Below are 26253 nucleotides of genomic sequence, written 5' to 3'. Positions count from 1 at the left end.
CAATGCCGTCATGCAAGCCAGTGCCTATCTCAAGCTGTCGGTCGCGACGGCCATCGTGACTATCGCGCTGAAGACGGCCGCCTGGTGGTGGACGGGCTCGGTCAGCCTGGCCGCCGACGCGCTGGAGTCCCTCGTCAACCTCGCCGGTGCCGTCTTCGCCCTGGCCATGGTGACGCTGGCCGCCCAGCCGGCCGACGACAACCATCCCTACGGCCACCACAAGGCCGAATACTTTTCCAGCGGCTTCGAGGGCATCCTCATCATCGCGGCGGGCCTGGGCATCCTGTGGGGCGCGGCGGACCGCTGGCGCCACCCGCAGCCGCTGGAGTCCATCGGCGTCGGCGTGGCCCTGGCGGTCGTCAGCTCGGCCCTCAACGGCTGGATGGCCTGGGCCATGCTGCGCAAGGCCCGCGAGGTGCGCTCGGTGGCCCTGGAAGGCGATGCCCGCCACCTCATCACCGACGTCTGGACCTCGGCCGGCGTCGTCGTCGGCCTGCTCGGCGTCATGGCCACCGGCCTGCAATGGCTGGACCCGCTGCTGGCCGTCATCGTCGCGCTCAACATCCTGCGCGAAGGCGTGCACCTGATGCGCGAGTCCACCGGCGGCCTGATGGACGAGGCCCTGGATGCCGAGTCCCTGGCCAAGGTGCAGGCCGTGCTGGAGGACTTCAGGCATCCCCACGCCATCCGCTTCGACCACATCGCCAGCCGCGTGGCCGGCCAGCGCCGCTTCGTCGACCTCCACATGCACATGCCGGCCAGCTGGACGCTGGGTCGGGCCGCCGCGCTGCGCGTTGACCTCGAACAGGCGCTGATGAGTGCCGTGCCGGGCCTGCGTTGCAGCATCCAGCTGCTGCCCATGGATGTCGAGGCCCACAACATGGACGAGGAGGGCCTGGTTTGATCGCAGTATTGCAACGGGTGCGCGAAGCGCGCGTGGAGGTCGGCGGCGCCGTTGTCGGCCAGATTGGCCAAGGCTTCCTGATGCTGGTCTGCGCCGAACCGACGGACAGCGAAGCCATCGCCGAGAAGCTGGTCGCCAAGGTGCTGAAGCTGCGCGTCTTCAGCGACGAGGCCGGCAAGATGAACCGCAGCCTGCAGGACGTGGGCGGGGGCCTGCTGATCGTCAGCCAGTTCACGCTGGCGGCCGACACCAACGGCGGCAACCGCCCCAGCTTCACCGGCGCTGCGCCTTCAGAACTCGGCCGCAAGCTCTACGAGCACACGCTGGCGTTTGCGCGCCAGCAGCATCCCGTCGTGGCGAACGGCGAGTTCGGCGCCGACATGCAGGTCCATCTGATCAACGACGGGCCGGTCACCATTCCCATGCGGATGAACGGATGAAGAAGATCGTGCTGGTCGACTCGACCGACGGCCTGGACCCCGCGCACGATCAGCCGCGCGAGGACCGCCGTGTCAGCGGCGCGCCGCGGCGCCAAACCTGGACCCTGCACGAGGATGGCCCCATGAGCGCCGGCATCTGGGCCTGCGAGGTCGGGCGCTGGCGCATCGCCTTCCCGGCCGGACGCCAGGAGTATTTCCATGTTCTCGAAGGCCGCGTGCGCCTGCACGGGCCCGACGGGGCGGTGGACATCGGCCCCGGCCAGGGCGGCGTCATCCCGCCGGGCTTCGAGGGTGAATTCGAAGTGCTGGAGCCGGTACGCAAGCACTTCGTGCTGGTCGACTTGGCCGCATGAGCTGAGGGGGACGCCGAGTAGGTGCCCCGGTGGGGAAGCAATGCCTGCGACAACTTATCGCGGCCGGCGTGCTCACATGGCGTGCAAGGCACTGCCTGATCAGCCAGCACCTTGCCGGCGCGTCTTGGTTGCAGCCGCTTGCCGGGACTGCAGCGATTCGAGGATCGCATCCCGGGCCACCCCCAGGAATTCATCGGCCAAGGTTGAATCGTCCGGGCAGGCCCGCGACATGACCAGAGCGCCTACCGCATGCGCCAGCCCATCGAGCAGCCTGGCTCGATCCTGCTTGGCGGCAGCGGCGTCCGGGTCGCCGTGCGGCGGGCTCAGCGCCACCAACAGGCGCTCGACACCCTCCGCAAACGCAGCGCGCACCGACTCCGGCTGGCGCGCTGCGTCGCCGCCGAGCGCGGCCATCGTGCAGCCGGTGGCGCGCTCGTCCCGATGCTCGCGAGAAAGGTAGTGGCGCACAAACGTCGGCGCGTCCAGGCCTTCGGACAACACGGTGGTCTGCGCCATGCCGCAAGCCGTCGACTCCGCCATCAGATCGACCTTGGAGCCGAAGTGCTTGTAGAAGCCGCCATGGGTGAAGCCCGCCGCCGCCATCAGATCGGCCACCCCGATCCCATCGAAGCCGCGCTCCCTGAACAGCTGGGAGGCCGTCTCGACGATGAGGGCTCGATTGGCCTCTGCCTGTGCCTTGGTGACTTTCATCTCGGCCCGGTGTGTGGTTTTACGCAGTCTGAAGGGTGCTGACTATACATTGATGTCAATCATCATCAATATCTTGACTTTAAAGATGATGAGCATCATTATTAAGGTGATCCAACTTGCCGGCTTGCGGCGAGCCCCACCCCGAAACCCAGCGAACCCCAATGAAAGCACTGACCTTCAAACGCTATGGCAAGTCTCCCGAAATCGGGTTCGCCGAGGTCCCGCGTCCGACGCTCAAGCCCGATGAACTGCTGGTCGAAGTGCACGCAGCCAGCGTGAACCCGATCGACAACATGATTCCAACCGGCCTCTTCAAGGCCGTCGTGAAATTCCAGCTGCCGGCCACGCTGGGCAGCGATCTGGCCGGTGTGGTCGCCGAGGTCGGCAGCCAGGTGACACGCTTCAAGCCGGGCGATGCGGTCTTCGCCAACATCTTCGACCAGGGCACGGGCTCGATCGCCGAGTTCGCGGTTGTGCCCGAGAGCGCCGCCGCACCGAAACCGGCCAACCTGGACTTCGTGCAGGCTGCGTCGATTCCGATGGTCGGGCTGACCTCCTGGCAGGCACTGAGGGAGAGGGGCAATCTGCGTGCGGGGCAGAAGGTCTTCATCCCGGCCGGCTCGGGCGGCATCGGCACGTTCGCCATCCAGTTGGCCAAGTGGCTGGGCGCCAAGGTCGGCACGACCACCAGCACCGGCAATGTGGACTTGGTGCGCAGCCTGGGCGCCGATGAGGTGGTTGACTACAGGAAGCACGAGTTCGAGACCGTGCTGCGCGGCTACGACATGGTGCTGGGCACCGTCAGGGGCGACGCGATCGAGAAGGCCGTCGGCATCTTGAAGCCGCGCGGCAAGCTCGTCTCGCTGGTCGGGCCGCTGGACGTCGCCTTCGCACGCGCACGCCGGCTCAATTTCGTGCTGACGGCCGTGTTCGCGTTGATGAGCCGAAAGATCATGCGAATGGCCAAGAAGCAGGATGTCGACTACGCCTTCCTATTCGCCCGCCCCGACGGCGATCAACTCGCCCAGATCGGCTCTCTCCTGGAGACGCAGCGCATCCGCCCGGTCATCGACAGGGTGTTTCCTTTCGGGCAAGCGAAGGAAGCGCTGGACTATCTCGCCCTCGGACGTGCCAAGGGCAAGGTCGTCGTGCAGATGCGATAGACGCCCGCTACACGGAAACAACATGCACAAACTTGTCCGTCGCATCGTCTTGGCCTTGACCACAGCCTCGTTGTCCACTCTTGCATCAGCGCAGGTGTCTGCCAAAACGCCGGTCGCCCCGGCGACCGCCGCAACAGGTGTCGATTGGGCCGATGTGCCGACACAAACCCTGTCGGCGGGCGGCGTTGATTTCGCCTACCGGGAACTTGGCAAGCAGCATGGCGGCATACCAGTTGTCTTTCTGAATCACCTGGCCGCCGTGCTGGACAACTGGGACCCCCGGGTCGTCGATGGCATCGCGGCAAGGCATCACGTGATCCTGTTCGACAACCGCGGCGTCGGTGCGTCCACGGGACGGCCCTCGAATTCAATGGAACAGATGGCGGCCGACGCCATCGCCTTCATCAAGGCGGCAGGCTTCAACCAGGTCGACCTCTTCGGCTTCTCGATGGGCGGCATGATCGCGCAGGAGATCGTGCTGAAAGAACCGTTGATGGTGCGCCGGATGATCCTGGCCGGCACGGGCCCGGCCGGTGGAGAAGGCATCAGCGACGTGGCGGGCGTTGCGAACTACGACCTGCTGCGCGGTTTGTTCACCGGCCAGGACCCCAAGCAGTACCTCTTCTTCACCCGCAGCCCGAACGGTATCCAGGCTGGCAAGGCATTCCTGGCACGCCTGTCGGAACGGTCACAAAACCGCGACAAGGAGATCGCCGTGGGCGCCTACGTCGCGCAGCTTCAGGCACTCAGCGCGTGGGGGCAGAAGCAGCCGGCCGACCTCTCCGTCATCCAGCAGCCGGTGCTGATCATCAACGGCGACACCGACAGAATGGTGCCAACCCCCAACTCGCACGACCTGGCGAGGCGGCTGCCGAACAGCACCCTGGTCATCTACCCCGATGCAGGCCACGGCGGCGTATTCCAAAATCATGCCGACTTCGTGCCCAGGGCTCTCAACTTCCTGGCACGTTGAGGCCCGCGACTCGACAGCCTCGAAGGCCGGGGCAAAAGAAGATCGACGTCAATGGCGCCACCGCAGCCTCATGGCGCCAGCGTCAAGAAGGGGCTGATGGCTGACCTTGGTGCGTAAAAGGCTGACCGGCCGCCCCCCAGAGACGCCGCCACTGCGACAAGCAATCCTTCATTCAGCCCAGCTCGATAGTCCAGCGATGCACTCCGCCAGGCGCCGGCCGCGTCAGCGCCAGAGCCCCCAGCCGATAGGCATGCGGCCGGCGTGTGGCGGCCAACTCCTGACCCGACTCGTCCCGCACGCGCTCGACGCCATGGCCACGCGGGCCGACGCGGTAGCTCAGCTCGAAGCGCAGATCGGCCAGCACCAGCTGCACGGTCAGCCCATCCAGCACCGCCGGCATGACGGGGTCGACGACCAGGGCGCCCTGCTCCAGCCTCAGGCCCAGCAGTGAGTGGATGACCAGACCCAGCGCAATGCCCGGACCGCTGGAATAGATGCGCCAGCCGCCGTCCAGGGCCACCTCGCCGGCCAGCGCGCGGCCATATTCGGCCTGGGCGACATAGCGATCGGGGAAAGCGGCGTCGGAGCTGGAGTAATAGCAATTGGCCTGGCGCCTGCTGGCGCTGGGCACGCGGTCGGTCAGCGCGATCGGGTGGGCCAGCATCAGCGCCTTCAGGAAGGCCTCGGCGTGGCCGAGATGGGCCAGCATCTGGGCGTAGCGCAGATGGGCATGCATATACATGATGCCGATCTCGCGACCGAAGAAGCTGCTGGTCTCGGCACGCTGGAACAGCGTCGACGGCCCGCCAAGGTAAGGCAGGGGCGCGTCGAACAGCCGAGCGCCATCGGGGCCCTTCAGATGCTGCTCGATCAACGCGGCCTGGGTCGCCGCCTGCTCGGGCGTGAACAGCTCGTCGATGACGGCATGCATCATCGGCAGCAGGCTGTAGCGCAGGCCGGTGCGGGTGTCCTGCGGGTGGATCCAAAGCTCGCGTTCGCCCTGCTCGGGGAAAAGCGCATAGCCGGCCACGACGTTGTCCTGCACCAGCAGGCGCTGAAATTCGGCGCGCACGCCCATGGCCTCGGCCGCCAGCGCCGTCGCCTGGTCGGAGCGCCCAAGCTGGCTGAAGGCCGTGGCCAGGGTGTGCAGCATCTGGTGATGCAGAGTCACGGTCCAGGCGCTGCACAGGCGCTCGCGCAGCGCCGGGTCGGCGGGCTGGAGCGAATCGTTCCAGTCGCCATGCCAGTAGGCAGCCAGGCCGGTGCCGGGCACGACGCGCTGGCGGATCAGGGCCAGGGCTTGCTCCACATGCGCGGCCAGCGTAGCCGGCTCGCCGCCATGGAAAGGCACCACTTCGTCCAGCAGGCCGGCATCGCCGCTGGCGATCAGGTACTGGGCCAGGCCGAGCAGCGGCCAGAAGACGATGTCGCCATGCGAATCGCCAGCACGGATCTTGGCCTCGCGCTCGAAGAACATGAACCACTGCGGCCAGTCGCCGTCGGGATTCTGGTTGGCGAAGACGCGCAGCAGCAGGTCGCGCACGGGTTCTGTGCGGCCCAGGGCCAGCAGCATCTCCAACGGCCCCTGGCAGACGTCGCGCGTGCCCCAACCGCCGCCCGAGTACTGCTCCAGGCCGCGCGGCGACAGATAGTGCACCAGCGCGTTGTGGGCATACCAGGGCAGGATGTCGCGGAGCTGGGCCAGTGCTGGGTGCTGCCATTGCGGCAGCGTCAGCGGCTCGGCCGAGGGCGGTGCGGCCTCCAGCAGCTCACCGCGCAGCGTCATCGTGAAAGCCGTGGCGGCCGCGAAGTCGAGGCAGACGATGGGATCACCACGGCTGACACCGTCGTTGTACAGCCGGCCGTCATCGCCGACGATGGCAACGCCCGGCGCTTCGATGACCAGGCCGCCACCAGGGAAGCGCTCCGCCAGCTCGCTGCCTTCCGGGGGCGTGATGCGCAGCCGCTCGCCGCTGTGCTCCCACACCGGCTTGAGCGTCGCGGCACCGTCATCGCCGCCGACGGCCAGGTTGAGGCTGGCCCGCAGCCGCAGCGCGCGGCCCTTGAGCAGGCGCAGGCTGAGCTCCATCGCCTCCGGCGCTGCGCCGGCCGACGCGACGACCTCGATGACGCCGGCGTCGAAGGCATAGATCCAGCGGCAACGCTGCGGCTGCATCTCGAAGGCCGAGGGCAGGCCAAGCAGTTGCCAGTCGCTGAGCTGGGGCTGCACGAACAGGCGCAGGCCGGCCGTGCCGAACAGGCCGAGCAGGCTGCGCTGGGTGGACAGCAGGCGGTTGATGCTGACGTGGCCCTGGGTCAGCATGGAATGGAAGACGCCGCCCATCCAGCAGGTGGAGGTCAGCGCGCCCTCGTCGGGCACCAGGTGCTCTCCGCTGCGCAGGATGTGGCCGTGCGGCCGCTGCACGATCAGCTCCTTGGCCCGCAACACGATATGGCTGGCCTCACCGCTGAAGAAGCTCAGGCGCTGATCGCCCTGCCATTCCTCGTGGCGGCGCTCGCCCGGCAGCCAGGCGTCGAGGTCTTCATCGCCGAGGTCGCGGCTGGCCAGCATGGGCGCGCTGGCAAACAGGCTGGCGGCCGGTGCCAGGCCAGGCGCGTCGACCATCTTGGCGGGCTGGGCTTCAGCCAAGGCCAACAGGGCCGCCAGGCGATCGAGATCGGCCGCACTGCTGGCCTCGGGATGGTGGGCTTGCAGCGCCAGGAAGAAGCCTGCCGCCACCCGCTCGCCGGGCGCCAGCGTGCGGGGCTCGTCCTGCAACGCAACCACCGCATGCTCATGCTGCAGGCGTCGCCCCGGCAGGTCGTTCAACAGCCCCGGCGGCAGCGCACCTTCGCGGGCGGCAAGGCCCCAGACCTGGCCGGCATCGGTCGCAAAGCTCTCGGCACGGTGCAGCGAGCCGGCCAGCAGCCAGGGATGCTTGCCGCCCTGGGACTGGTTCTGGCGCACAGCCAGCAGCGTGCCGTGGCTGGCGTGTTGCAAGGGCTGCAGATCGATGTAGTGGCTGACGTAGAACTCGTTGGTGCGCACCGCACCGTAGTCGGCCAGGCCGACGTCCTGCACCAGCACGGGCGAAATCTCGCAAGGCGCCTCGCCGAGGTTGGCGGCCTGCAGATGCCAGAACAGCACCGGCTCGTCCGCGGCCAGGCGCAGCGACAGCCGCAGGGCCAGGCCTTCCCACTCCCCGCGCATCTCGAAGCCGTCTTCGTCCGCGAACACGCTGAGCGGAGACAGCGGGCCGAGCAGCGGCGTGATGCGCCAGGCGCCAGCCGATTCGCGCCTTCGCAGCCAGACATTGGCCGGCCCGCCTTCCAGCTCGTTGCCGGGGAAGAGGTTGAGCATCAGCCCGGGCGCGAGCAGCAGCCGGCGCAGGGCGCCATGGGACAGCAGCTCGGCTTCGAGGCCGGCGGCGTTGCGGATCAGGTGCGCAGTCATCTTCAGGTCTGGCGTTGGGACAGCAGCCAGGGCAGCAATTCGGGGTCGTTGTAGGCCGGCGTCCACGAGTCGTGGCCGACGCCGGGATAGATGGTCAGGCTTGCCTTGCCGCCGGCCGCCCGCAGCGCTTCCACGCAGGCGACATGGGGCGCCAACGGCACGGCCTGGTCCTGGTCGCCGTGATAGGCCCGCACCGGCACGCTGCGCATCGCCGCCACCTTGGCCGGATCGCCAAAGCCGCAGACCGGGGCGATGGCCGCGAGGTCGCGCGGATAGGCCGTCGCCCAGTGCCACACGCCAAAGCCGCCCAGGGACAGGCCAGTGCCGGTGCAGCGTTGGGCGTCGATATTGAGCCTGGCCTTCAGGGCGCCGAGCAGCCGGTGCAGGCGCTCGGGGTCCCAGCGCAAGCCGTCTTCGAGCTGCGGGCTGACGAGGATGGCCGGCCAGGCGGCGCCAGCGGCAACCAGCTTGGGCGGACCGTGGACCTTGACCTTCTCCAGGTCGGTGCCGCGCTCGCCGGAGCCATGCAGGAAGACCACCAGCGGCCATGCCTCGGTGCGCTGGCTGTACTCGCGCGGCAGCCAGATCCAGAAGCGCTGGCCTTCGAGTTCCCAGGCGCGTTGCTCGCCCGCAGCCAGGCCGGCGGGCGGCGTGGGTGGCATGGCGGCGCAGGCGGACAGCAGCGCAGGCGTCGTCAACAGCAGCTGGCGGCGGGAGATCGTCATGGCGTGGGCTCCAGTTGGATGGTGGTGGCGTTGGCCGGCAGTGGCAACTCACGGCCCTGCCATTCCAGCGCTTGAGTCTCGACGTTAGCGCGCGGTAACTGCGCCGTACCCGGCCAGGCCAGACGCAGCTCGCCAGGCAGGCGCTCGGGTCGGCGGTCGATGTGCAGGGTCCAGCCGCCGTCGGCGCGCCTCAGCAGCCGGTAGTCCAGCCGGCCCCAGGCCGTGGACAGGCCGGTCACGCCGATATCGCCGGCCGCGCGCCAGGCTTGCGGGATGCCGGCCGCCAGCACCAGGCTGCCGGTGGTCTCGCGTTCGTAGGCCAACAGGTCGAGAGCCGAGCGCAGGAAGTCGGACGAGATCCAGGCATGCGGCATGTCGCCACGGAACTGGACCTTGCGCGCATCGGGCAGCACCACCTCGGCCCACTGGTTCCAGCCCATGGGGGCCTGGTGGCCCATGAACCAGGCCAGCAGCCGATGCGCATCGTCAACGCGACCCAGCCTCACCAGGGCGCTGACATTGCGCCACTCATAGGGCGTGTAGTCCAGCCAGGGCTTGCTGCCGTCGATGCGGGCCAAGGCCTCAGTCACATAGCGGTCGAAGGTGGCGCGCAGCAAACCGGGCGGCAGCTTGTCTTCGGCCTGGGCCGGGTTGAGAGCCATGGTCGTCGACGTGGCATCGAAGTCGCCGCGGTCGGCGGCGCCGGCAATGTGCTTGAGCTGGTAGTGCTGAGCCGTGGCGCTGATCGAGGCGCTGAGGTCGGCCTCGAACTCGTCGCGCGACACGGCCCAGCGCACCGCGTCGGCGGTCTGCCCCAGGGCCTGGGCCATCTGCACCGCATCCTTGTAGCCGCGCAGGGCCCAGAAGTCGTCCCAATAGGCATAGGCCGGCTTGTCGCTATAGCCCTCGTGGCTGATGGACGGCGGCATCAGACCCTTGAAGCGCGGGTCGGCGCCGGGCTTGCGCTCGCTCAGGCGCAGGGCCTCCATCCACGCGACGACGCGCTGCACCTGGGGCCAGTGGCGCTGCAACAGCGCGCGGTCCTGGGTATGCCGCCACAGCTCGGCGACGGCGAACAGGTACTGGCCCTGGCTGTCGTTCTCGACGACGGGGTCGGCGCCGCGCTGGTCCACGCAGCACGGCACCTTGCCGGAGTCGAAAACATGGCCGGCATACCAGTCGACGAATTCGCGCGCGGCCTGGGTCTCGCCCATGCGCACCAGGCCGGCCACCATCATGGCGCCATCGCGCACCCAGGAGCGGGCATAAGAGCGCGTACCGGGCCGCAGGGCCGGGCCGTCGCGCGACATCAGCATCTGGGCGAGTGCGCTGCGCATGGTGTCGGCGACCGGCTGGGCCTGGGGCGGCAGATTGAGCTCCAGCACGCCGAGGCGGTCGCGCCACTGCGCGGCGGCGACGGCCATGCGGGTGTCGAGGGTGGCGGCATCGCTGCCCGTCACCCAGCCGAAGCTGCGCGACTCGCCAGCGGCCAGCTCGACGTCGAAGCGCATCAGGGCGGATGGCAGGCTGCTCTCGGTATCGACGAGATGCGTGAGCGGCGGCGCCTGCAGCAACGTGGCCAGGCTGGGGCCGGCACCGAAGGTCGCGGCGCGGACTTCGGTGGGCGTCTCGCGGGGCGTGACGCGCAGGCCCGGAGCGGTCAGCGCGCCGTCGGCCCAGTGGACAGAAGGCAGCGGACTGATGCCACCTTGCGTCGACAGGAACTGCTGCGGCGGGTTGACCTGCCAGGGGCGCAGGGCCAGCAGCAGTGACAGCTGTTGGGGCTTGGCGGTCGGGTTGCGCAAGGTGTACCGGGCCAGCAGCTTGGGGTCCTTGGCCGGACCGTCGGCCGCGGCCTCGACACGCAGCTCCACGTCCGCATGCCGCCACTGCACGACAGGCAAAGCGTTCTCGATCAGGCTGTGCTCGGCTCTCACCTGGGCCCAGGTGACGAGACGGCCATCGGCGAGGCGCACGACCGGCTCGATGCTCGGTCCGCCGCGGGTCAGCTCGATGGCGCCGTCTTCGCTGACCAAGCCTGAGCGCTCGGCGCCGCCGTCGACACCGACGACGGTCCAGTAGTTCTGCTCGCCGACGAAGGCACGCGGCAGGTCGCCCCGCGGCAGGGCCTTGGCCCATTCAGCGACGGCGGCATTGCGATCCGGCCATTGGGCGGCGTCACGCAGCTCGACCTCGGGCGGCTTCTTGCCTTCATAGCGCAGGCGAATCCAGCGCCATTCCTGTTCGCCGAGAAAAAGGGCACGACCGGGCTGGGTGGACAGCGGCTTCCAGCGCCGGTTGTCCTCGGACGCCTCGACGCGCAAGGCCGCACCGCTGGAGAACCACAGGCCGTTGAACTCACGCAGGCTGCCGTAATCCAGCGTCACCTCGCCGGCGCCCTGCTTGCGACGCGGCTCGGGCCAGGTCTTGGGTGCCGGCGCGCGCGCGTCCAGGCGCAGGCTGGCGACGCACAGCGTGCCCGGCCCGCCGCCATCCCGCTGGCCGGCGACGACAACGAACTCGACGAACCGGCTCTTCTTCAGCACGCGGTCCTCGGTCGGCCCCCAGGCGAAGGTGACATGGCGGCGCTTGAAGCGCATCTCGGTCACCGTGTCGGGCAGGTCCAGGGCCGGGCGGTTGATCCACCAGACGTTGTCGCCGCTGGCGTCGACGAACTTGATCTGCACATCGTTGCGGCCGCCCTTGCCCTTGAGCTGGATGGTCAGCGCGAAATCGGCCGGCCAGTCCAGCGGCAGTTCGCGGCGCATGACGGCGTAGCCCGACACACCGGCAAAGTCATAGTCCAGGCAGAGGCTGTCATCTCGGGCATCGCGGCGCAGGCTGGCCTTGACTTGGTCGGAGGCGCTGGCCTTCCAGCGCGTCTCGTCCTTCATGTCATCCAGCATTACGGCGCCGGCGCATTGAGCCACCAGCAGGACGATGCAGGCCAACAGCTGCTTCACTTCACGCTTCCCATCAACAAGCCCTGCATGTAGTAGCGCTGCAGGGCGACGAACAAGGCCAGCACCGGCAGCACCGTGATGACGGCCCCGGCCATCATCAGCTCACTGTCCTGCACATGCTCACGGGACAAGGCCGCCAGCGCCACCGGCAGGGTGTGCATCTCGCCGTCGGTCAGCACGATGAGCGGCCACATGAAGTCGTTCCAGCTGCCCAGGAAGGCGAACACGGCCAGCGTGACGAGCACGGGCTTCAAGGTCGGCAGCACGATGCGCCAGAAGATCTGCCACTCGCCGGCGCCGTCCAGCCGCGCCGCCTCCAGCAGCTCGTCAGGCACGCCGCGCGCGTACTGGCGCACGAGGAAGATGCCGAAGATGCCGGCCATGCTGGGGATGAGCACGCCCATCCAGGTGTTCACCAGGCCCATGCCCTTGAGCATCAGGAACAGGGGCAACATCGCGACCTGTCCAGGGATCACCAGGGCCGCAATCAGCAGGCCGAAGACCCGCTCGCGATGGCGGAAGCGCAGCTTGGCGAAGGAATAGCCCGCCAGCGTGTTGAAGCTAACCGAGATCAGCGTGCTGGCGATAGCCAGGCCCAGGCTGTTGACGAAGGCGCGCTTGAGGCCGCCGTCGCCCAGCAGCTGGCGGTAGTGATCCAAGGTGGGGTGCGCCGGGATCACCGGCGGCGGCAGGCTCTGGGCCGTGCCGGCGGGCATCAGCGACACGCAGACCATCCACACCAGCGGAAAGGCGGCCAGGGCAGCAAAGGCCCACAGCAGGCCGTTGACGAGCAGGGGCTTGGCCTTCATGCGCCCTCCCCCGTCAACCGACGCTGCACGGCGATCAGCCCCTTGCTGAATGCGACGATGACGACGAAGAGCACGAAGGCCACGGCCGAGGCCAGGCCCAGGTTCCACCACTTGAAGCCCTCGTCGTACATCAGGTAGAGCACGCTGACCGTGCTCTGCAGCGGCCCGCCCTGGGTCATCACATAGGGCTCGGCGAAGAGCTGGAAGTAGCCGGCCGTCGTCAGGATGGTGACCATCAGCAGCGTCGGCGCGATGCTGGCCAGCGTGATGTAGCGGAACTGGGCCCAGCTGCGCGCGCCGTCCAGCCGCGCGGCTTCGTACAGGTCGTGAGGCACGGCCTGCAGGGCGGCGATGAAGATGATCATGTTGCCGCCGAAATTCTTCCAGGCCGCGAACAGGATGATGGTGGGCATGGACCAGTGCGGGTCGCCCAGCCAGTCGACCGGGTCCAGGCCCAGGGATTGCAGCGTGTAGTTGACCAGGCCGTACTTGACGTGGAAGAGATAGCGCCAGATGACGGCCACGGCCACCAGCGTCGTCACCACGGGCGCGAACAAGGCGGTGCGCAGCAGCGGCTTGAAGCGCACCAGCTTGCTCTGCAGCAGCACGGCGGCAGCGAGGGACACACCGATGGACAGCGGCACGCCCAGCACGACGAAATAGACGGTGTTGCCCAGGGCCTTCCAGAACAGCGGCAGGCTCAGCACATGGACGTAGTTGTCCCAGCCCTGCCAGCGCAGATTGCGCAAGTCGGCCAGGGCATAGATGTCGAAGTCGGTCAGGCTCAGGGCCAGGCCGGCGAAGACGGGCACGCCGAAGAAGAGCGCGATGACGACCAGCGCCGGGGCGGCAAACGCCCAGGCGGCGAGGGATTCGCGACCGCTGTGCCTCATGCCCTGGCCTTGTCCAGCATCCAGCGGCGCTTTTCCAGGATGCCGTCGACGAGGGCATCGAGCTTCTTCACCGTCGTGTCCAGGTCGGTCACGCCGTGCACGGCGCGCGTGGCGGCGAACTGCATCTCCTTCTCGATGCGCTCCCACTCCGGCACGGCCGGCGCCGCGCGCACGCGCTGCAACTGGCGGTGGAAGGCGGCGGCGTGGCGGTCCTCGGCCAGCGTCGCGCCGTTCAGCGGCAAGGCCCAGGCGCTGCGCCGTGCCGGCAGGTCGCCCGTCAGGCGGTAGAACTCCAGCTGCACGTCAGGGCGGCTCAGATAGCTGATCAGGGCCCAGACCTCGGGCTTGTGGCGGGCGCGCTTGAAAATCACCAGGCTGGCGCCGCCGGCGATGGAAGCCCCGGGGCCGTCCGGCCCGGGCAGCTCGGCCGTGATCCAGGCGTTGGCGAGTTCGGGCGGCAGGCGGCGCTTGAACTCGCCGATGTCCCAGGGGCCGGACATGTAGAAGGCGAAGTTGCCGCGGCCAAACTCCTGCCAGAGGTTGCCGATCTGCACCTCGCTGACGCCGGGCGCCTCGCCGCGCTGGAAGCGCTCCAGGTAGAAGGCCAGGGCCTTGCGAAAGCCCGCGCCCGAGAAGTTGCCGTAGCGGCCGCCGTCGCGCAGCACCTCTCCGGGCTGCTGCAGGGCCAGGGCCAGCAGCGGCGCGGATTCGTTGGTGGGCAGCAGCATGGGTTTGTCCATGCCGCGTTCGCGCAGCCGGGCCAGCGTGGCGCGCCAGTCGTCCCAGCTGACCGGCATGGACGGGATGCCGGCTTTCGCGAGCAGGTCCTGGCGCACGAACATCAGACGCGTGTCCACATACCAGGGCAGGCCGACGCGCTGGCCGCTCGGCGCATTGGTGGCCCAGATGCCTTCGAAGTAGTCGCCGGCCGCGAGCATGGGCGTGCGCGCGAGCCAGGGCTCCAACGGCTCCAGCGCGCCCAGGGCCTGCATCTCGGGCAGCCAGGTGTTGCCGACCTGGGCCAGGTCGGGCGTGGCGTCACCCGCAAAGGCGGTCAGCAGCTTCTCGTGCGCGGCCGTCCACGGCAGTTGCTCGACCTTGACGCGCACGCCGGGGTGCTCGCGCTCGAAGGCCGGCATCAGCTCGGCCACGACCTCGCTCTCGCGGCCCATGGCCCAGAAGCGCAGCGTCGTTGGGCCATCGTCACGTGCGCAGCCCGCGAGCGCGACGGCTCCGGCAGCGGTGAGCAGACTGCGGCGGCGCATGGTCAACCGAGCCAGCCTCCGGTGAAGCCGGCTTTCTTCAGCCCTCGAACCAAGTGCGGGTTCTTGCGCATGACGCTCCAGATCAGCTCGCCGCGATGATTGCCCATCATCGCCAGCAGGGGGCCCTGGTCGATGCCCAGCATGTCGGTGTCCACCCAGCCCTTGCCGGGCTCGATGCGGCCATGCGTCAGGCGCACGTCGGGGTAGTTGAAGCTGGGGTTGAAGGCATCCCAGAAGCCGTAGCGGCCGAAGGTGTGCGGATAGCGTTCCTTGATGGCCACCAGCGCCGGGATGACGATCTCGGGCGCGAAGGCGATGGAGCCGCCGGCCGCGTAGGGCGCCAGCGTGCCGTCGTCGTACAGGCCCATGCCGCGGCCGGCATAGCTGATGAAGCGGCGCTTCTCGGTCTTGCCGGCGGTCGTCGTGTAGGCCAGCTTGATGTCGGCCGGGCCGTCGCTGGCGCTGATGCCCCAGATCTCGGCGCTGTAGCCCTGCCAGCCCAGCGGATTGGCGGAGGCGTAGTCGCGCTGCACATAGGTGGCGCGGCGCGAGTTCTCGAAATAGTCCAGGCCCTTGGCGCGCATGTAGGAGTCGCGGATGCCGCGGAAGTCGACCCAGCAGTGCGTGAACTGGTGGCCGAACAGCGGCGGAAAGCGCAGCAGCGTCTGGCCCTGGCTCTCGCCCCAGCTGTGCTCATCGTAGGTGCTGAGCCAGGCGTCGTAGGCCTCGGGATTGACCGGCTTGGTCGGCGAGCCGAGTGCCAGCAGATAGACCATCATGGCCTCGTTGTAGCCCTTCCAGTCGCTGGGGATGAAGCCCTTCTCGGGCGTCCAGCCGTGGCTGATCGACGGCGGTCTCACCTGGGCCCAGGCCCAGTCGACGCGGCCGTAGAGCTCGTCCACCAGCTTGCGGATCGCGGCCTCGTCGGCCTGCTCGCCGTCAAAGAAGCTCTGGGCATGCAGGGCGCCCATCAGCAGCAGGCTGGTGTCGACGGTGGACAGCTCGCACTGGGCAAAGCGCAGGCCCTCCTTCATGTCGAGGAAGTGATAGAAAAAGCCCTTGTGGCCGGCCACGCCGGTCTTGCCCGGCCCTTGCGGCAAGCCGGCGAAGAAGCGCAGCGTGGTCAGCGTGCGTTCGCGCGCCTGGGCCCGCGTGATGTAGCCGCGCGCCACGCCCACCGGATAGGCGCTGAGCGCGAAGCCGACGGCGGCGATGCTGGCGAAGGATGGCGTGGGCCAGCGGTCGGGCGCCAGGCCCGTCTTCGCGTCGGTCGTCTCCCAGAAGAAGTCGAAGGTGCGGCGCTCGAGATCGGCGAGAAAGAGGTCGGCAGCGGGCGCCGGCGCCTCGGCCCAGCTGGGCAGGTTGGCGGCCAGCGCGAGGCCGGCGCCGTGTGCAAGGACGGCGCGTCGGGTCAGCAAACTCATGGTGGGGGTGATTGTGGGAGCCAGCCTGCGTTCAGCCCAGCCGACCCCCGGACTTCAACGGGATCAGAAGGTGTAACTCACGCCCAGCTTGAACTGGCGCATGGTGCCGCGCACGCCGGTCTTGGTGTCGAAGTGGTCGTTGTCGCCGCCCAGGGCGTTCTTGGGCGGGGTGGAAGGACCGCCGACCCAGTCGTCGTAATAGCCCCAGTTGGCGGTGTTGAAGAGATTGAGCACATCGGCGCGGATCTGCAGGTCGCCACCATAGACCTTGAAGCTCTTGGCCAGGGCCATGTCGAGCTGCCTGAAATTGTCGGAGCCACGTGCCACCGCCGTGCAACCCGTCGTGCCGGTGAAGCCGTTGTGGCAGTCCACGACGCGACGCGGCTGGCCATCGCCCAGCGTCAACTTGCCGGACAGCTGCATGCCCCAGGGCAGCTTGTCGAAGAAGCCGCCCACCACGAGGCGGTTCTTCTCGGCGTCCTTGCTGGGATGGAAGCCGTGGTTGGCCTTGCCATAGGTCCAGTCGAAGATGTCGTCCGACCACTCGTTGTTGGTGGTCTTGGCGTCGGTGTGGGTGTAGGCCACCGTCATGCTCCAGCCACTGGCGGGGGTGTAGGGCTTCTCCAGCGACAGGAAGATGCTGGTGGCCTTGTTCTCGCCGCTGAAGTCGCCCAGCACGATGGTGCCGTAGTTGCGCGGCGCACCGCCCCACAGCGGGTCGACGTTGTTGGAATTGCCGAAACCGCCGTTGGGGTCGCGGTTGCCGTTGGACCAGAAGAACTGGTTCTTGGCGTGGATGTTGGACACCGCGACATCCATGTTCCAGCTGCCCAGCGCCTGGCGCAGGCCCAGGCTCATCTGGTCGGCGAAAGGCATCTTGAACTTGTTGCGGATCAGCCAGATCTCGCCGTTGGGCGCAGCGTTCTTCTGCAGCTCGTCCAGCGCGTTGTTGGCCATGCGGCGGTCATAGCTGCGGCCCCAGCCGCCGTAGATGACCGTTTCCTTGTTGCTGAAGACGTCGTAGGACGCGCCCAGGCGCGGTGCGAAGGCGCTCTTGAAGGGTTTGCGCGAGCTGCCGGTGGAGATGTAGTCGGCGATGTTGATGCCGCCCTTGGCCAGGGTCTGGGCGTAGGTCTGGCCGGGAGGCGCCGTGATGCCGTCGACGGTGCGGCCGTCCAGCGCGTTCAGCGCGGCGATGCGGTCGGCCGGCGTCACATAGCTGTTGTTCAGCATGTTGTCCTCATAGTCCCAGCGCATGCCCAGGTTGAGTTCCACCTGCTTGTTGAGCTTCCAGTCGTCCTGCAGATAGAGGCCGTACTGGTTGTTCTTGAAGTTCACCGACACGGACGGGATGGCCAGGCGGATATTGCACTGGTCGCTGGACAGGCCGCTGCTGCTGACATTGGTGCCCGTGCAGGCCAGGCCGTTGTAATAGCCCTGGCCCGTCGCGGTGTTCAGCACCGTGTCGATGGTGGGCACGCGGAAGGCCGTGCCGCTGAGCTCGTACTTCATGGCCTTGAACTGCACGCCACCCTTGATGACGTGGCCGGCCAGGCCGGTGTAGCTGAGGTCGTCCTTCAGGTAGAAGCCCTTCTGGCGCCGGTCCTGGGCGTTGGGCGAGCCGCCGACGAAGAAGATGTCCTGGACGTTGTCGATCTTGTTGGTGGGCGAGTACTTGTAGCGGATCTGCGGGTCGGTGGAGTCGGATTGCGGGTTCCACTTGGCGCTTTCCCAGCCGATGCGGGCCTCGTTGAGCCAGCGGTCGCCGGTGTACTCGTGGCTCAGGTCGACGCGGTACTCGTTGTTGTTGTTGTTGATGGCCGTGCTGGGCGCATAACGGTCACCGTCGACGGAGTAGCTGGTCTCCTTGCGCAGCGTCGTCGACAGGTCCAGGCGCTGGCGGTCATCGATCTCGGCCGACAGCTTGCCGAACAGCAGGTGCTCCTTGAACTGGCCCTTGAACGAGCCCTGCTGGTCCACGATGGACGGCACGACGCCGGGGCTGGTGGGGTATTTGTCCAGGTTCATCGCCGTCAGCTGGCGCGGCTTGTCGATGGACTTGCCGTCATAGGCGACGAAGTAATGCAGGGCATCGGGCTTGATGGCGCCACCGATGCTGAAGCCGCCCTCGATCTGGCGGTTGGACGGCGCCGGGATGCCGTTCGCCTCGTCGCGCTCCTGGATGGGGCTCAGCGAGGTCCAGTTGCTGCCGGTGCGGTTGACGTAGACATTGCCATGGGTCTCGTTGCCACCCGACTTGGTGACGGCCGTGATGGCGACGCTGGAGACCTGGTCGAACTCGGCCTTGTAGTTCTGCGTCAGCACCCGGTACTCGGCAATGGCCGTCTGCGGGAAGGGGTTGCCCTGGCTGGTGTCCTGGCCGTTGACGCCGCCACGCAGGATGTTGTTCTTGTGGCCGACGCCGTCGATGAAAACGTTTACAGCGTCAATGTTTTGCGACCCGCCGCGCAGACGCGTGTTGCCGCTCGGATCGGTGTCGAAGCGCACGCCCGGCGCGAAGTCGGCGGCCGACAGGAAGTTGCGCGTGGCCTGCGGGATGGCCTCGATCATCTTGTTGGAAACCGTCGTGCCGACCTGGGAGTCGATGACACCCTGGCGCTGCGCGCTGCCCTGGATGACGACGGTGCCGAGCTTGGCATCGGTGCTGCCGAGGTCCAGCGTGGCGTTCTGGCCCACCGACAGCGTCACTTCACTGCCGCTGGGGGCGCCACCGACGCGGATCTCGTAGCTGCCCGGGTTCAGGCCCAGCAGCACATAGCTGCCGTCGGCCAGGGTCTTGGTGCGGTAGGTGCTGCCGGTGGCCTTGTTGACGGCGATGACGTCCGTGCCGGCAGGCGCGGCAGCGCCGGCGGCCGTGATGGTGCCGCGCACGGTGGCATTGGAGGTCTGGGCCGAGGCGGCGCCGGCCAGCGCGAAGCAGACGGCCGTGGCGAGGGCGTGGCGGCGCCAGTGTTGGCGGGTGTTGCTCATGATGTCCTTGTCTCCTGTTGTGTGTGCTGTGGTTCGGACGGGATTCAGCTCGGGGCGCCACCGCAGGAGCGGCGCACGATGAGTTCGACGGGCATGACGGTGGCGTCGGCCGGGCCGCTGCGCGGCGTCAGGACGGCATCGGCCAGCGCATCCAGGGCTTGGCCACCAAGAGCCGCGATGGGCACGCGCATGGTGGTGAGGGCCGGCGCCACATAGCGCGCGATGGGGATGTCGTCGAAGCCGGCCAGGGCGATGTCTTCGGGAACACGCACGCCGCCGGCCATCAGCGTGCCGAGCAGGCCGATGGCCATGATGTCGTTGGCGGCAAAGACGGCGTCGGGCCGTTCGGCCGCAGGCAGGGCCAGCAGGGCCGCGCCGGCGCGCTGGCCACCGCCTTCGGAGAAGTCGCCTTCCAGCAGCCGGGGCGTCGCGCCGCCGGGCAGGCCGGCGCGATAGCCGCGTTCGCGCTCGCGGGCCTCGAAGTTGGCGGCCGGGCCGCCGAGGAAGGCGATGCGCCGGCGTCCGATGCGCACGAGGTGTTCGGTCATGGCCTTGGCGCCGCCGAAGTTGTCGACCGCGAAGACGGGCTGGGTCGGCGAGCGCACGCCGGAGTTCAGCAGCACGGCCGGCAGATTGAGCGGCAGGTTCTGCGACAGGAAGTCATCGTCGGCATGCGGCGACATGACGAGCAGGCCGTCGACGCGGCCGTTCATCGCGCGCAGGGCCGCGGCCGCCTCCTGGGCGTCATCGTGCGAACTGGACAGCAGCAGGTGCAGGCCGCGCGAGCGGGCCGCCTGGTCGATGCCGCGGATGAGCTCGGAGAAGAACTCGCCGTGCAGGTCGGGCAGCAGGGCACCGACGGTGTCGGTGCGGCGCGTGATGAGGCTGCGCGCGGCGCCCGAAGGCGCATAGCGCAGTTCGCGGGCCACTTCGATGATGCGCTCGCGGGTGTGGGGCAGCACGTTCTCGGCACCGTTCAGCGCCCGGGACACGGTGGCCACCGAGACGCCGGCAACGCGGGCGACATCCTTGATCGTGGCGGGAGCGACTGTCATGTTGTTGTCAGAGATTCGTGCCATGTGCGGCGATGACCTCAGCATAGAAGCGCGCGCTGTCCTTGGGCGTGCGTTGCTGTGTCTGAAAGTCCACATGCACCAGGCCAAACCGCTTGGCAAACCCGAGCGACCACTCCAGGTTGTCGAACATCGACCAGGCGAAATAGCCGCGCATGTCGGCGCCTCGCGCCATCGCGTCCTGCACGGCGGCGATATGGGTGCGCAGATAGTGCTGGCGCAGCGGGTCGTCGACGCGGCCATCAATGGCCTTCGGCGGGTCGTAGAAGGCGGCGCCGTTCTCGGTCACGTACAGCGGCAGGCCGCCATAGCGCTCGTGCATCCACACCAGGGTGTCGGCCAGGCTTTGCGGGTGCACCTCCCAACCCATCTCGGTGTGGATGGCGCCAGGCTGGCGCTGCGGCGTGGCCGGCACCGGCCAGGCCTTGGCGTCGTGGCGCACGACGGCGCGGGTGTAGTAGTTCAGGCCGAGGAAGTCGACCGGCTGCTTCAGGGCCTCGACTTCGGCGGCCGGCCAGTCGGGCCAGGCCTCGCCGAAGACCTCGCGCAACTCGTCCGGGTAGCTGCCGAGCAGGGCCGGGTCGAGGTACTGGCGGTTCATGTAGGCGTCGGCCAGGCGCGCGGCGTGGCGGTCGGCATCCGTCGCGTCGGGCGGCAGGTGCTTGGGCTCGATGTTGACGACGAGGCCGATCTGGTTCTTGCCCACGGCGCGGTAGGCCTGCACGCCCTTGGCGTGGGACTGCATCAGCCGGTGCGCCACGATGGCCGCCTCGAAGGCGCTCTTGTGGCCCGGCGCCAAAGCGCCCTGCATGAAGCCGCCGTCGGCCACCACCCAGGGCTCGTTCAGCGTGACCCACAGCGGCACGCGGTCGTCCAGGGCCTTGAAGCAGACCTGGGCGTAGTCGGCAAACCAGTCCGGCATGTCGGGGTTGAGCCAGCCGCCGCGGTCGTCCAGGGCGGCGGGCAGGTCCCAGTGGTGCAAGGTCGCCATGGGCTGGATGCCGGCGGCCAGCAGTTCGTCGACGAGGCGTTCGTAGAAGCCCAGACCGGGCGCGTTCACCTGGCCGCGGCCTTGGGGCAGCACACGGTTCCAGGCGATGCTGAAGCGGTAGGCGGTCAGGCCCAGCTCGCGCATCAGCGCGACGTCGTCCTTCATGCGGCGGTAGTGGTCACAGGCCATGTCGCCGGTGTCGCCACCATGCACGCGGCCCGGCGTGCGCACGAAGCGATGCCAGTTGCTGACGCCGGCGCCATCGGCCAGCGGCGATCCTTCGATCTGGTAGGCCGAGGTCGCGCAGCCCCAGAGGAAGCCAGGCGGGAACGGTTGTCTCATCCGTCTTACCGGCTCCGCTTGCACGGGCCGGCTTTCATGTAAACGTTTACATGCATTCTTTCCACGATGGGCTCCGGAGTCAACAGCGTGTTTACCCGGCACCACAGTCGAGGCCTTCGCGCGGCAAGCGCATGGGCGGTTAGGCTTGCAAGCCCCTGCTCTCCCGGGCCGCTTTCTTGACTCTCGTCGCTGTGACCCAGCCCTTTCGCTGCAGTGCTTGCGGACAGTCCTTCCAGCCCGATGAAGGCGGCCATTGCGGGCATTGCGGCAAGCTGTTCTGCGCGGGGCATCTCAGCCTGAGCTCGCTGCAGACGCCCGGTCGATCGCGCATGCGCTGCCTCGACTGCAGCAAACTCCGGCCTCCACCGAACGATCCGCCGCATCCACCATGACGCCCCCGAACGGCCTGCCCTGCTATCGCCTGCTGACCGGCCCCGACGACGCCAGCTTCTGCCATCGCGTCAGCGAGGCCCTGGCCCTGGGCTACCAGCTCTATGGATCGCCAGCGGCGACCTTCAATGGCGAGCGCGTCATCGTCGCCCAGGCCCTGATCTGGCCCGCGGCCGAGGCGGCCGTGCCCAAGCCGTAACCCACCGGTCCGCCGGCATCGCTAGCATGCGCGCCCACCACAAATCGGGAGGGGGCCCATGCTGGATCAAGCCGTCGGACATGTCTTCGAGTCGAGCCTGCTCGACACCCTGTCGCCCAGCCAGCGCCTGCACCTCATCCTGCTCGGCGTGGGCAGCGTCGCCCGCTCTGCGGCCTTCTACGAAGCGCTGGGCTGGACCCGCTCACCGACCAGCAGCGACGGCTTCGTCAAGTTCGACCTCGGCGGCTACGCGCTGTGCCTGATCGCGCGCGCGGACCTCGCTGCCGACGCCGGCTTTGACGCCTCGCAACGGACGGGCTTTGCCGGCTTCGCCCTGATCCATCTCGCCAGGTCGGCGCAAGACGTGTCGCGCATCCTGGCCCAGGCCGTGGCGGCCGGTGGCCGCATCGTCAAGCCGGCCACCCGCACCCACTGGGGCGTGGCTGGCTATTTCGCCGACCCGGACGGGCATCTCTTCGAGGTGGATTACGAAGACGTCTGGGCGCTCGATGCCGACCACCGCTTGGTGGTCGACGAACTCAATGGCTGACGCAATCCTCGCCTTGCGGGCCGAGCGCCGGGCCGCTCCCTAGCCGGTCCGCGCTGACGATGTGCTCGCGGCTTGATGCCGTGAGCATCGTCGTCCCCTCGGGGGACCGACTGGACTTGCCCGCGTGCAGCGGCGCAAGACCAGGCGAGGGGCGCCATTTCAGTCGGCGTAGATGCCGGCGGCCTTGATGACGGGCGTGAGCTTGTTGATCTCCGCCTCGACGAACTTCTTGTGTTCGGCCGGCGACAGGCGGGCGTCGCTGATGATGACGGCGCCCAGGGCTTCCTGGCGCTTGTGGAAGTCGGCGTCCTTCAGGGCCGCACGCAAGGCGGTGTTGACCTTGTCGACGACGGCCTTGGGCGTGCCCTTGGGGGCATACAGGCCATGCCAGACCGCGAGATTGAAGCCCTTCAACCCCGACTCATCGGCCGTCGGCAGCTTGGACAACGCGCCCGCAGGCAGGCGCTTGGACGACATCAGGGCATAGGCCTTGACCTTGCCAGCCTCGATCTGGCCGGTGGTGTTGGTGGTCTGGTCGCACATGATGTCGACCTGGCCGCCGAGCAGGTCGTTCATGGCCGGTGCCGTGCCCTTGTAGGGGACGGTCGTCATGTCGAGCTTGAGAGCCGACTGGTAGAGCAGGCCGCACAGATGCGAGGCCGAGCCGATGCCAGCGTGGGCCAGATTGACATTGCCCTTGTTGGCCTCCAGCCACTTGCCCAGTTCGGCGTAGTTGCCGGCCGGCAGATTGGGCCGGCCGATCAGCGTCATCGGCACTTCGTTGACCATGCCGAGGTATTCGAAGTCGTCCAGCGTCTTGTAGGGCAGCGTGCGGTACAGCGCCGTCGCGCTGGCCAGGCCGATGTGGTGCAGCAGCAGGGTATAGCCATCGGGCGAGGCCTTGGCCACCTTGTTGGCGCCCAGGGTGCCGCCCACACCGCCGACGTTCTCGACGATCACGGTGTTGCCCAAGGGCTTGCGCAAGGCCTCGGCCAGGTCCCGCGCGACCTTGTCGGTCGGGCCACCCGCCGCGAACGGCACGATGACCGTGACCGGCTTGTCGGGGTATTCGGCGGCGGCGGCGCCGGCGGCCAGCAGGGCCGCCAGGGCAATCAGGGTCGGGCGCATGGGCTTGTCTCCGTGGAGGGGTGAGCCCATCTTAGGGAGACCGCCCGCTGCGACACAGCGGGCAGGCCCTAGCCTGCGCCGTCAGGGGTAGCTCAGCGTCAGCGTGTAGGTCTGGGTGCTGCTGCTGCCCGAATAGGCGCCCACGCGGATGTAGACCGCCAGGGCCGAGGAGCCGGTGTTCTTGTAGCTCAGCGACTCGGTGCAGGTGGCGCTCTCCGACGAGGTCAGCGTCGTGCCGCTGCTGTTGTGCAGATAGAGGTCGTAGTCAAAGGCCGCGGGACACGTCATGTCCACGCGCAGCGTCTTGCCGGCGGCCAGCGTGACCTTGAAATAGTCCTTGTCGCTGGTCGATGACATCGTGCCGATGACGGTCGTCTGGTTGGTGACGACATTGGCGGTGGCGATGGTGCCGTTGGACTCGGTCTCGTTCAGCGATGCGCTGGCATTGCTGATGCTGAAGTTGACCGCCGTCGACGCACCGGAGTTGCCGGCCGCGTCATAGGCGCGGGCCACCAGGCTGTGGCTGCCGTTGGCGAGCGTCGTCGAGTCCAGCGTCATCGAATAGGGCGACGTCGTGTCGCTGCCCTTGACGACGCCATCGACGACGAAATCCACGCGGGCCACGCCGATGTTGTCGCTGGCCGTGGCCGACAGCGTGATGGTGCCGGCCGTGCCGCTTTCGCTGGCCGTCGCCGTGGGGGGCGTGGTGTCGACCTGCGAGTTGGATTGCGTCACCCAGACCGGCGCGCTCCACAGCATCTTGCCGTCGCTCTGCGTGATCTTGGCGTAGTAGTAATGGTCGCCGACGGCCGGCGTCGTGCTGGCCGTGCCGCTGCTGGCCAGCAGGGTGACGGTGCCATTGCGCTTGGGCACGCCCTCGTAGATCTGCACGCTGGTGGCCGTCTTGCCGCTGGTGCTGGCATAGCCCACGCTGAGCTTGAGCACGCCGCTGTTGGCGAAGCGTTCGCCCATCACGTGGCCATTGGCCGTCAGCGCGATCTGGCCCGTCTTGTCCATGGTCGCGAAGACGCGGCGGGCCTTGATGGCGTCGAGGAAGCTGGTCTTGTTCAGGGCCGTGCCCGTCGGGATCAGCACGCCGGTGCGGTTGGTGTACGACTTGCCCCAGTTGGCGCAGTGGTTGTCCTGGTTGCTGGCGGGTGCGACGTGATAGCCGCGCTCCAGCAGCTTGTTGAAGGCGTCCTCGAAGTTGGACAGGCCGGTCTCGGTCTCGGTCGTGTTGGACGAGAAGGCCGAGCTGTTCAGGATCTCGGTCAGCGCCATGACCTCGTCGCCATCGGCGCTGTAGCCGAGGTCGGTGCCGCCAACAAGGAACTGGCCCGTCGTGTCGGGGTGGTTGAACTGGCCGACCAGGCCCAGGCTGCGCATGGTGGCGTACAGGGCCGCGTAATCGCTCTTGGCCGTGAAGCGGTCGCCGAACAGCTGGTTGCTGCTGTTGTATTCCCAGGCAAACAGCTCGTTGCTGTTGAAGATGTTCATGTGGCCGCCATTGCTGATGACGCCCCACTCCATGCCGTAGATGGCGAGATAGGTCGAGGTCGTCGCGGCGGTGGCGGCGCTCAGGCCCGCCTGGTAGCGGCTCTTGGCCGTGGCGGCGCTGCCGCTGGCATTGGTGCTGGAGGAGCCGTCGAAGTAGTGGTTGTGCTCGGACGACATCAGGATGTCCAGGCCCGCCGTCTTGCCATAGGCGAAGGCGTCGGCCGGGCCGTAGGCACCGGTCTGGGCCGGCTGCGACGAGGAGCAGTTGCTCAAGGCGCCGCCGCCGTCGGAGTCGTTGGTCTGGCTGTGCAGATTGGCGAAGTAGACGGTGTAGGGCAGGCTGTTGATGGCCGGTGCCGATTGCGCCTTGACGAGGCCGCGGTCGGCGGCGGTCGGCATGGCCTTGAAGGGGGGCATGTCGACACTGGCGGGCTGGCCCAGCGCGATGGGCCAGCGCTGCTCGGCATGGTCCAGCGGCGGCGCGGCGGCCAGCAGGCGTTCGGCGCGGCCTGTTGTCGCTCCTTGGGACAGTGCCGTGGCGGCGTCGAGGCTGACAGCCTCGAGCTTGAGCTGGTACAGGCCATCGGCCAGCGCCGCACTGCCAGTGCCGCGGCCGGCCCAGCCGACGCTGGCGGTGACGGGGGCGCCGGCGTAGCGGGACTCGCCGCTCCAGCGCTGCAGCACCTGGCCACTGCCATCGACCAGGCTCAGGGTCCAGGCGAAGACCTGGCCATCGGCGATGCCGGGGTGGTCCATATGCACCGTGAACGTGCGCCCGCCGCTGGCGGCCGTGACTGCAAACGGTGCGGACAACGTGGCAGAGAACTCGTGGTGATCGGGGTCCTTGGCGCGCGGGCGGGCCGCGGCGGCCTTGGTCAGCTCGTTCTCAGCCTGGGGCGTGACCTGAGGACCGTGGCCGTTGCCACCGCCACAGGCGGCGAGCAGGAGCACGAGCAGGGCGGGCGGAAGATGGCGGGCAAGGGTCATGGACGCGTCCTTCGGCGGGCGCCGGCGG

20 protein-coding genes are annotated in these 26253 nt (G+C 68.2%); 7 read left to right on the top strand and 13 right to left on the bottom strand.

The window, feature by feature from the left end; all coding sequences use genetic code 11:
- The first annotated feature begins 10 nt into the window (after positions 1-10).
- From ACS5PN_RS25525 to ACS5PN_RS25515, 3 genes are read left to right on the top strand one after another with little or no spacing between them, the layout of a single operon-like run.
- The gene (locus ACS5PN_RS25525; RefSeq protein ID WP_439466837.1) at positions 11-904 is read left to right on the top strand and encodes a cation diffusion facilitator family transporter; all 894 of its coding nucleotides are present in this window, start codon (positions 11-13) and stop codon (positions 902-904) included.
- On the top strand, positions 901-1344 hold the full coding sequence (dtd, locus tag ACS5PN_RS25520; RefSeq protein ID WP_439466836.1) for a D-aminoacyl-tRNA deacylase: 444 nt from the start codon (positions 901-903) through the stop codon (positions 1342-1344). Before ACS5PN_RS25525 ends, dtd begins: the two co-directional genes overlap by 4 nt.
- The gene (locus ACS5PN_RS25515; protein WP_439466835.1) at positions 1341-1697 is read left to right on the top strand and encodes a cupin domain-containing protein; all 357 of its coding nucleotides are present in this window, start codon (positions 1341-1343) and stop codon (positions 1695-1697) included. Before dtd ends, ACS5PN_RS25515 begins: the two co-directional genes overlap by 4 nt.
- Before the next feature lie 99 nt (positions 1698-1796).
- Here the strand turns inward: ACS5PN_RS25515 and ACS5PN_RS25510 are convergent, their stop codons facing one another.
- Positions 1797-2408, bottom strand: coding sequence for a TetR/AcrR family transcriptional regulator (locus ACS5PN_RS25510; RefSeq protein WP_439466834.1), 612 nt, complete (start codon positions 2406-2408; stop codon positions 1797-1799).
- Positions 2409-2569: 161 nt separating this feature from the next.
- Between ACS5PN_RS25510 and ACS5PN_RS25505 the strand changes: the two genes are divergently transcribed.
- Positions 2570-3571 carry an NADP-dependent oxidoreductase gene (locus ACS5PN_RS25505; protein WP_439466833.1) on the top strand — a complete coding sequence of 334 codons (1002 nt, stop codon included), beginning with the start codon at positions 2570-2572 and terminating at the stop codon, positions 3569-3571.
- A gap of 22 nt (positions 3572-3593) precedes the next feature.
- Positions 3594-4544: an alpha/beta fold hydrolase gene (locus ACS5PN_RS25500; protein ID WP_439466832.1), complete on the top strand. Its 951-nt coding sequence runs from the start codon at positions 3594-3596 to the stop codon at positions 4542-4544.
- 172 nt (positions 4545-4716) lie between these two features.
- On the opposite strand, the gene ACS5PN_RS25495 is transcribed toward ACS5PN_RS25500, so the two are convergent.
- The 10 genes from ACS5PN_RS25495 to ACS5PN_RS25450 all read right to left on the bottom strand — a co-directional run bounded on the left by ACS5PN_RS25495 (position 4717) and on the right by ACS5PN_RS25450 (position 21474).
- Positions 4717-7998, bottom strand: coding sequence for a GH36-type glycosyl hydrolase domain-containing protein (locus tag ACS5PN_RS25495; RefSeq protein ID WP_439466831.1), 3282 nt, complete (start codon positions 7996-7998; stop codon positions 4717-4719).
- Positions 7999-8000: 2 nt separating this feature from the next.
- Positions 8001-8723, bottom strand: a complete 723-nt coding sequence (locus ACS5PN_RS25490; protein WP_439466830.1) for a dienelactone hydrolase family protein — start codon at positions 8721-8723, stop codon at positions 8001-8003.
- On the bottom strand, positions 8720-11686 hold the full coding sequence (locus ACS5PN_RS25485) for a hypothetical protein (protein ID WP_439466829.1): 2967 nt from the start codon (positions 11684-11686) through the stop codon (positions 8720-8722). Before ACS5PN_RS25485 ends, ACS5PN_RS25490 begins: the two co-directional genes overlap by 4 nt.
- Positions 11683-12495 carry a carbohydrate ABC transporter permease gene (locus ACS5PN_RS25480; protein ID WP_439466828.1) on the bottom strand — a complete coding sequence of 271 codons (813 nt, stop codon included), beginning with the start codon at positions 12493-12495 and terminating at the stop codon, positions 11683-11685. The genes ACS5PN_RS25485 and ACS5PN_RS25480 overlap by 4 nt, the downstream gene beginning before the upstream one ends.
- Positions 12492-13388, bottom strand: coding sequence for a carbohydrate ABC transporter permease (locus ACS5PN_RS25475; protein ID WP_439466827.1), 897 nt, complete (start codon positions 13386-13388; stop codon positions 12492-12494). The genes ACS5PN_RS25480 and ACS5PN_RS25475 overlap by 4 nt, the downstream gene beginning before the upstream one ends.
- Positions 13385-14653: a sugar ABC transporter substrate-binding protein gene (locus ACS5PN_RS25470; RefSeq protein ID WP_439466826.1), complete on the bottom strand. Its 1269-nt coding sequence runs from the start codon at positions 14651-14653 to the stop codon at positions 13385-13387. Before ACS5PN_RS25470 ends, ACS5PN_RS25475 begins: the two co-directional genes overlap by 4 nt.
- Positions 14654-14655: 2 nt before the next feature.
- Complete coding sequence (locus ACS5PN_RS25465) at positions 14656-16077, bottom strand: glucoamylase family protein (protein WP_439466825.1); 1422 nt, start codon at positions 16075-16077, stop codon at positions 14656-14658.
- A 63-nt stretch (positions 16078-16140) separates the two neighbouring features.
- Positions 16141-19068, bottom strand: a complete 2928-nt coding sequence (locus ACS5PN_RS25460; protein ID WP_439466824.1) for a TonB-dependent receptor — start codon at positions 19066-19068, stop codon at positions 16141-16143.
- Positions 19069-19112: 44 nt separating this feature from the next.
- On the bottom strand, positions 19113-20123 hold the full coding sequence (locus tag ACS5PN_RS25455; protein WP_439466823.1) for a LacI family DNA-binding transcriptional regulator: 1011 nt from the start codon (positions 20121-20123) through the stop codon (positions 19113-19115).
- Positions 20124-20130: 7 nt separating this feature from the next.
- The gene (locus ACS5PN_RS25450; protein WP_439466822.1) at positions 20131-21474 is read right to left on the bottom strand and encodes a GH1 family beta-glucosidase; all 1344 of its coding nucleotides are present in this window, start codon (positions 21472-21474) and stop codon (positions 20131-20133) included.
- A 388-nt stretch (positions 21475-21862) separates the two neighbouring features.
- Between ACS5PN_RS25450 and ACS5PN_RS25445 the strand changes: the two genes are divergently transcribed.
- Both ACS5PN_RS25445 and ACS5PN_RS25440 read left to right on the top strand, forming a co-directional pair.
- Positions 21863-22063, top strand: a complete 201-nt coding sequence (locus ACS5PN_RS25445; protein ID WP_439466821.1) for a DUF1737 domain-containing protein — start codon at positions 21863-21865, stop codon at positions 22061-22063.
- Between the two features lie 58 nt (positions 22064-22121).
- Complete coding sequence (locus ACS5PN_RS25440; protein WP_439466820.1) at positions 22122-22613, top strand: VOC family protein; 492 nt, start codon at positions 22122-22124, stop codon at positions 22611-22613.
- Positions 22614-22772: 159 nt separating this feature from the next.
- Here the strand turns inward: ACS5PN_RS25440 and ACS5PN_RS25435 are convergent, their stop codons facing one another.
- Entirely contained in the window at positions 22773-23741 is a 969-nt protein-coding gene (locus ACS5PN_RS25435) for a tripartite tricarboxylate transporter substrate-binding protein (RefSeq protein ID WP_439466819.1), read from the bottom strand.
- Between the two features lie 81 nt (positions 23742-23822).
- On the bottom strand, positions 23823-26225 hold the full coding sequence (locus ACS5PN_RS25430; RefSeq protein WP_439466818.1) for a CehA/McbA family metallohydrolase: 2403 nt from the start codon (positions 26223-26225) through the stop codon (positions 23823-23825).
- Between the last annotated feature and the right edge of the window lie 28 nt (positions 26226-26253).

The organism is Roseateles sp. NT4 (genome assembly GCF_051857475.1).
Classification (GTDB): domain Bacteria; phylum Pseudomonadota; class Gammaproteobacteria; order Burkholderiales; family Burkholderiaceae_C; genus Pelomonas.
The sequence above is the reverse complement of the archived record's forward strand: the minus strand, read 5'-3'. Positions and strand labels throughout refer to the sequence as shown.

Bases quoted from the DNA above. Each gene is read 5' to 3' on its own strand.
- ACS5PN_RS25430 (WP_439466818.1), bottom strand. From the start codon at position 26,225: ATGACCCTTGCCCGCCATCTTCCGCCCGCCCTGCTCGTGCTCCTGCTC.
- ACS5PN_RS25460 (WP_439466824.1), bottom strand. From the start codon at position 19,068: ATGAGCAACACCCGCCAACACTGGCGCCGCCACGCCCTCGCCACGGCC.
- ACS5PN_RS25505 (WP_439466833.1), top strand. From the start codon at position 2,570: ATGAAAGCACTGACCTTCAAACGCTATGGCAAGTCTCCCGAAATCGGG.
- ACS5PN_RS25445 (WP_439466821.1), top strand. From the start codon at position 21,863: ATGACGCCCCCGAACGGCCTGCCCTGCTATCGCCTGCTGACCGGCCCC.
- ACS5PN_RS25470 (WP_439466826.1), bottom strand. From the start codon at position 14,653: ATGCGCCGCCGCAGTCTGCTCACCGCTGCCGGAGCCGTCGCGCTCGCG.
- ACS5PN_RS25450 (WP_439466822.1), bottom strand. From the start codon at position 21,474: ATGAGACAACCGTTCCCGCCTGGCTTCCTCTGGGGCTGCGCGACCTCG.
- ACS5PN_RS25515 (WP_439466835.1), top strand. From the start codon at position 1,341: ATGAAGAAGATCGTGCTGGTCGACTCGACCGACGGCCTGGACCCCGCG.
- ACS5PN_RS25510 (WP_439466834.1), bottom strand. From the start codon at position 2,408: ATGAAAGTCACCAAGGCACAGGCAGAGGCCAATCGAGCCCTCATCGTC.
- ACS5PN_RS25435 (WP_439466819.1), bottom strand. From the start codon at position 23,741: ATGCGCCCGACCCTGATTGCCCTGGCGGCCCTGCTGGCCGCCGGCGCC.
- ACS5PN_RS25490 (WP_439466830.1), bottom strand. From the start codon at position 8,723: ATGACGATCTCCCGCCGCCAGCTGCTGTTGACGACGCCTGCGCTGCTG.
- ACS5PN_RS25475 (WP_439466827.1), bottom strand. From the start codon at position 13,388: ATGAGGCACAGCGGTCGCGAATCCCTCGCCGCCTGGGCGTTTGCCGCC.
- ACS5PN_RS25480 (WP_439466828.1), bottom strand. From the start codon at position 12,495: ATGAAGGCCAAGCCCCTGCTCGTCAACGGCCTGCTGTGGGCCTTTGCT.
- ACS5PN_RS25500 (WP_439466832.1), top strand. From the start codon at position 3,594: ATGCACAAACTTGTCCGTCGCATCGTCTTGGCCTTGACCACAGCCTCG.
- ACS5PN_RS25455 (WP_439466823.1), bottom strand. From the start codon at position 20,123: ATGACAGTCGCTCCCGCCACGATCAAGGATGTCGCCCGCGTTGCCGGC.
- ACS5PN_RS25465 (WP_439466825.1), bottom strand. From the start codon at position 16,077: ATGAGTTTGCTGACCCGACGCGCCGTCCTTGCACACGGCGCCGGCCTC.
- ACS5PN_RS25440 (WP_439466820.1), top strand. From the start codon at position 22,122: ATGCTGGATCAAGCCGTCGGACATGTCTTCGAGTCGAGCCTGCTCGAC.
- ACS5PN_RS25495 (WP_439466831.1), bottom strand. From the start codon at position 7,998: ATGACTGCGCACCTGATCCGCAACGCCGCCGGCCTCGAAGCCGAGCTG.
- ACS5PN_RS25525 (WP_439466837.1), top strand. From the start codon at position 11: ATGCAAGCCAGTGCCTATCTCAAGCTGTCGGTCGCGACGGCCATCGTG.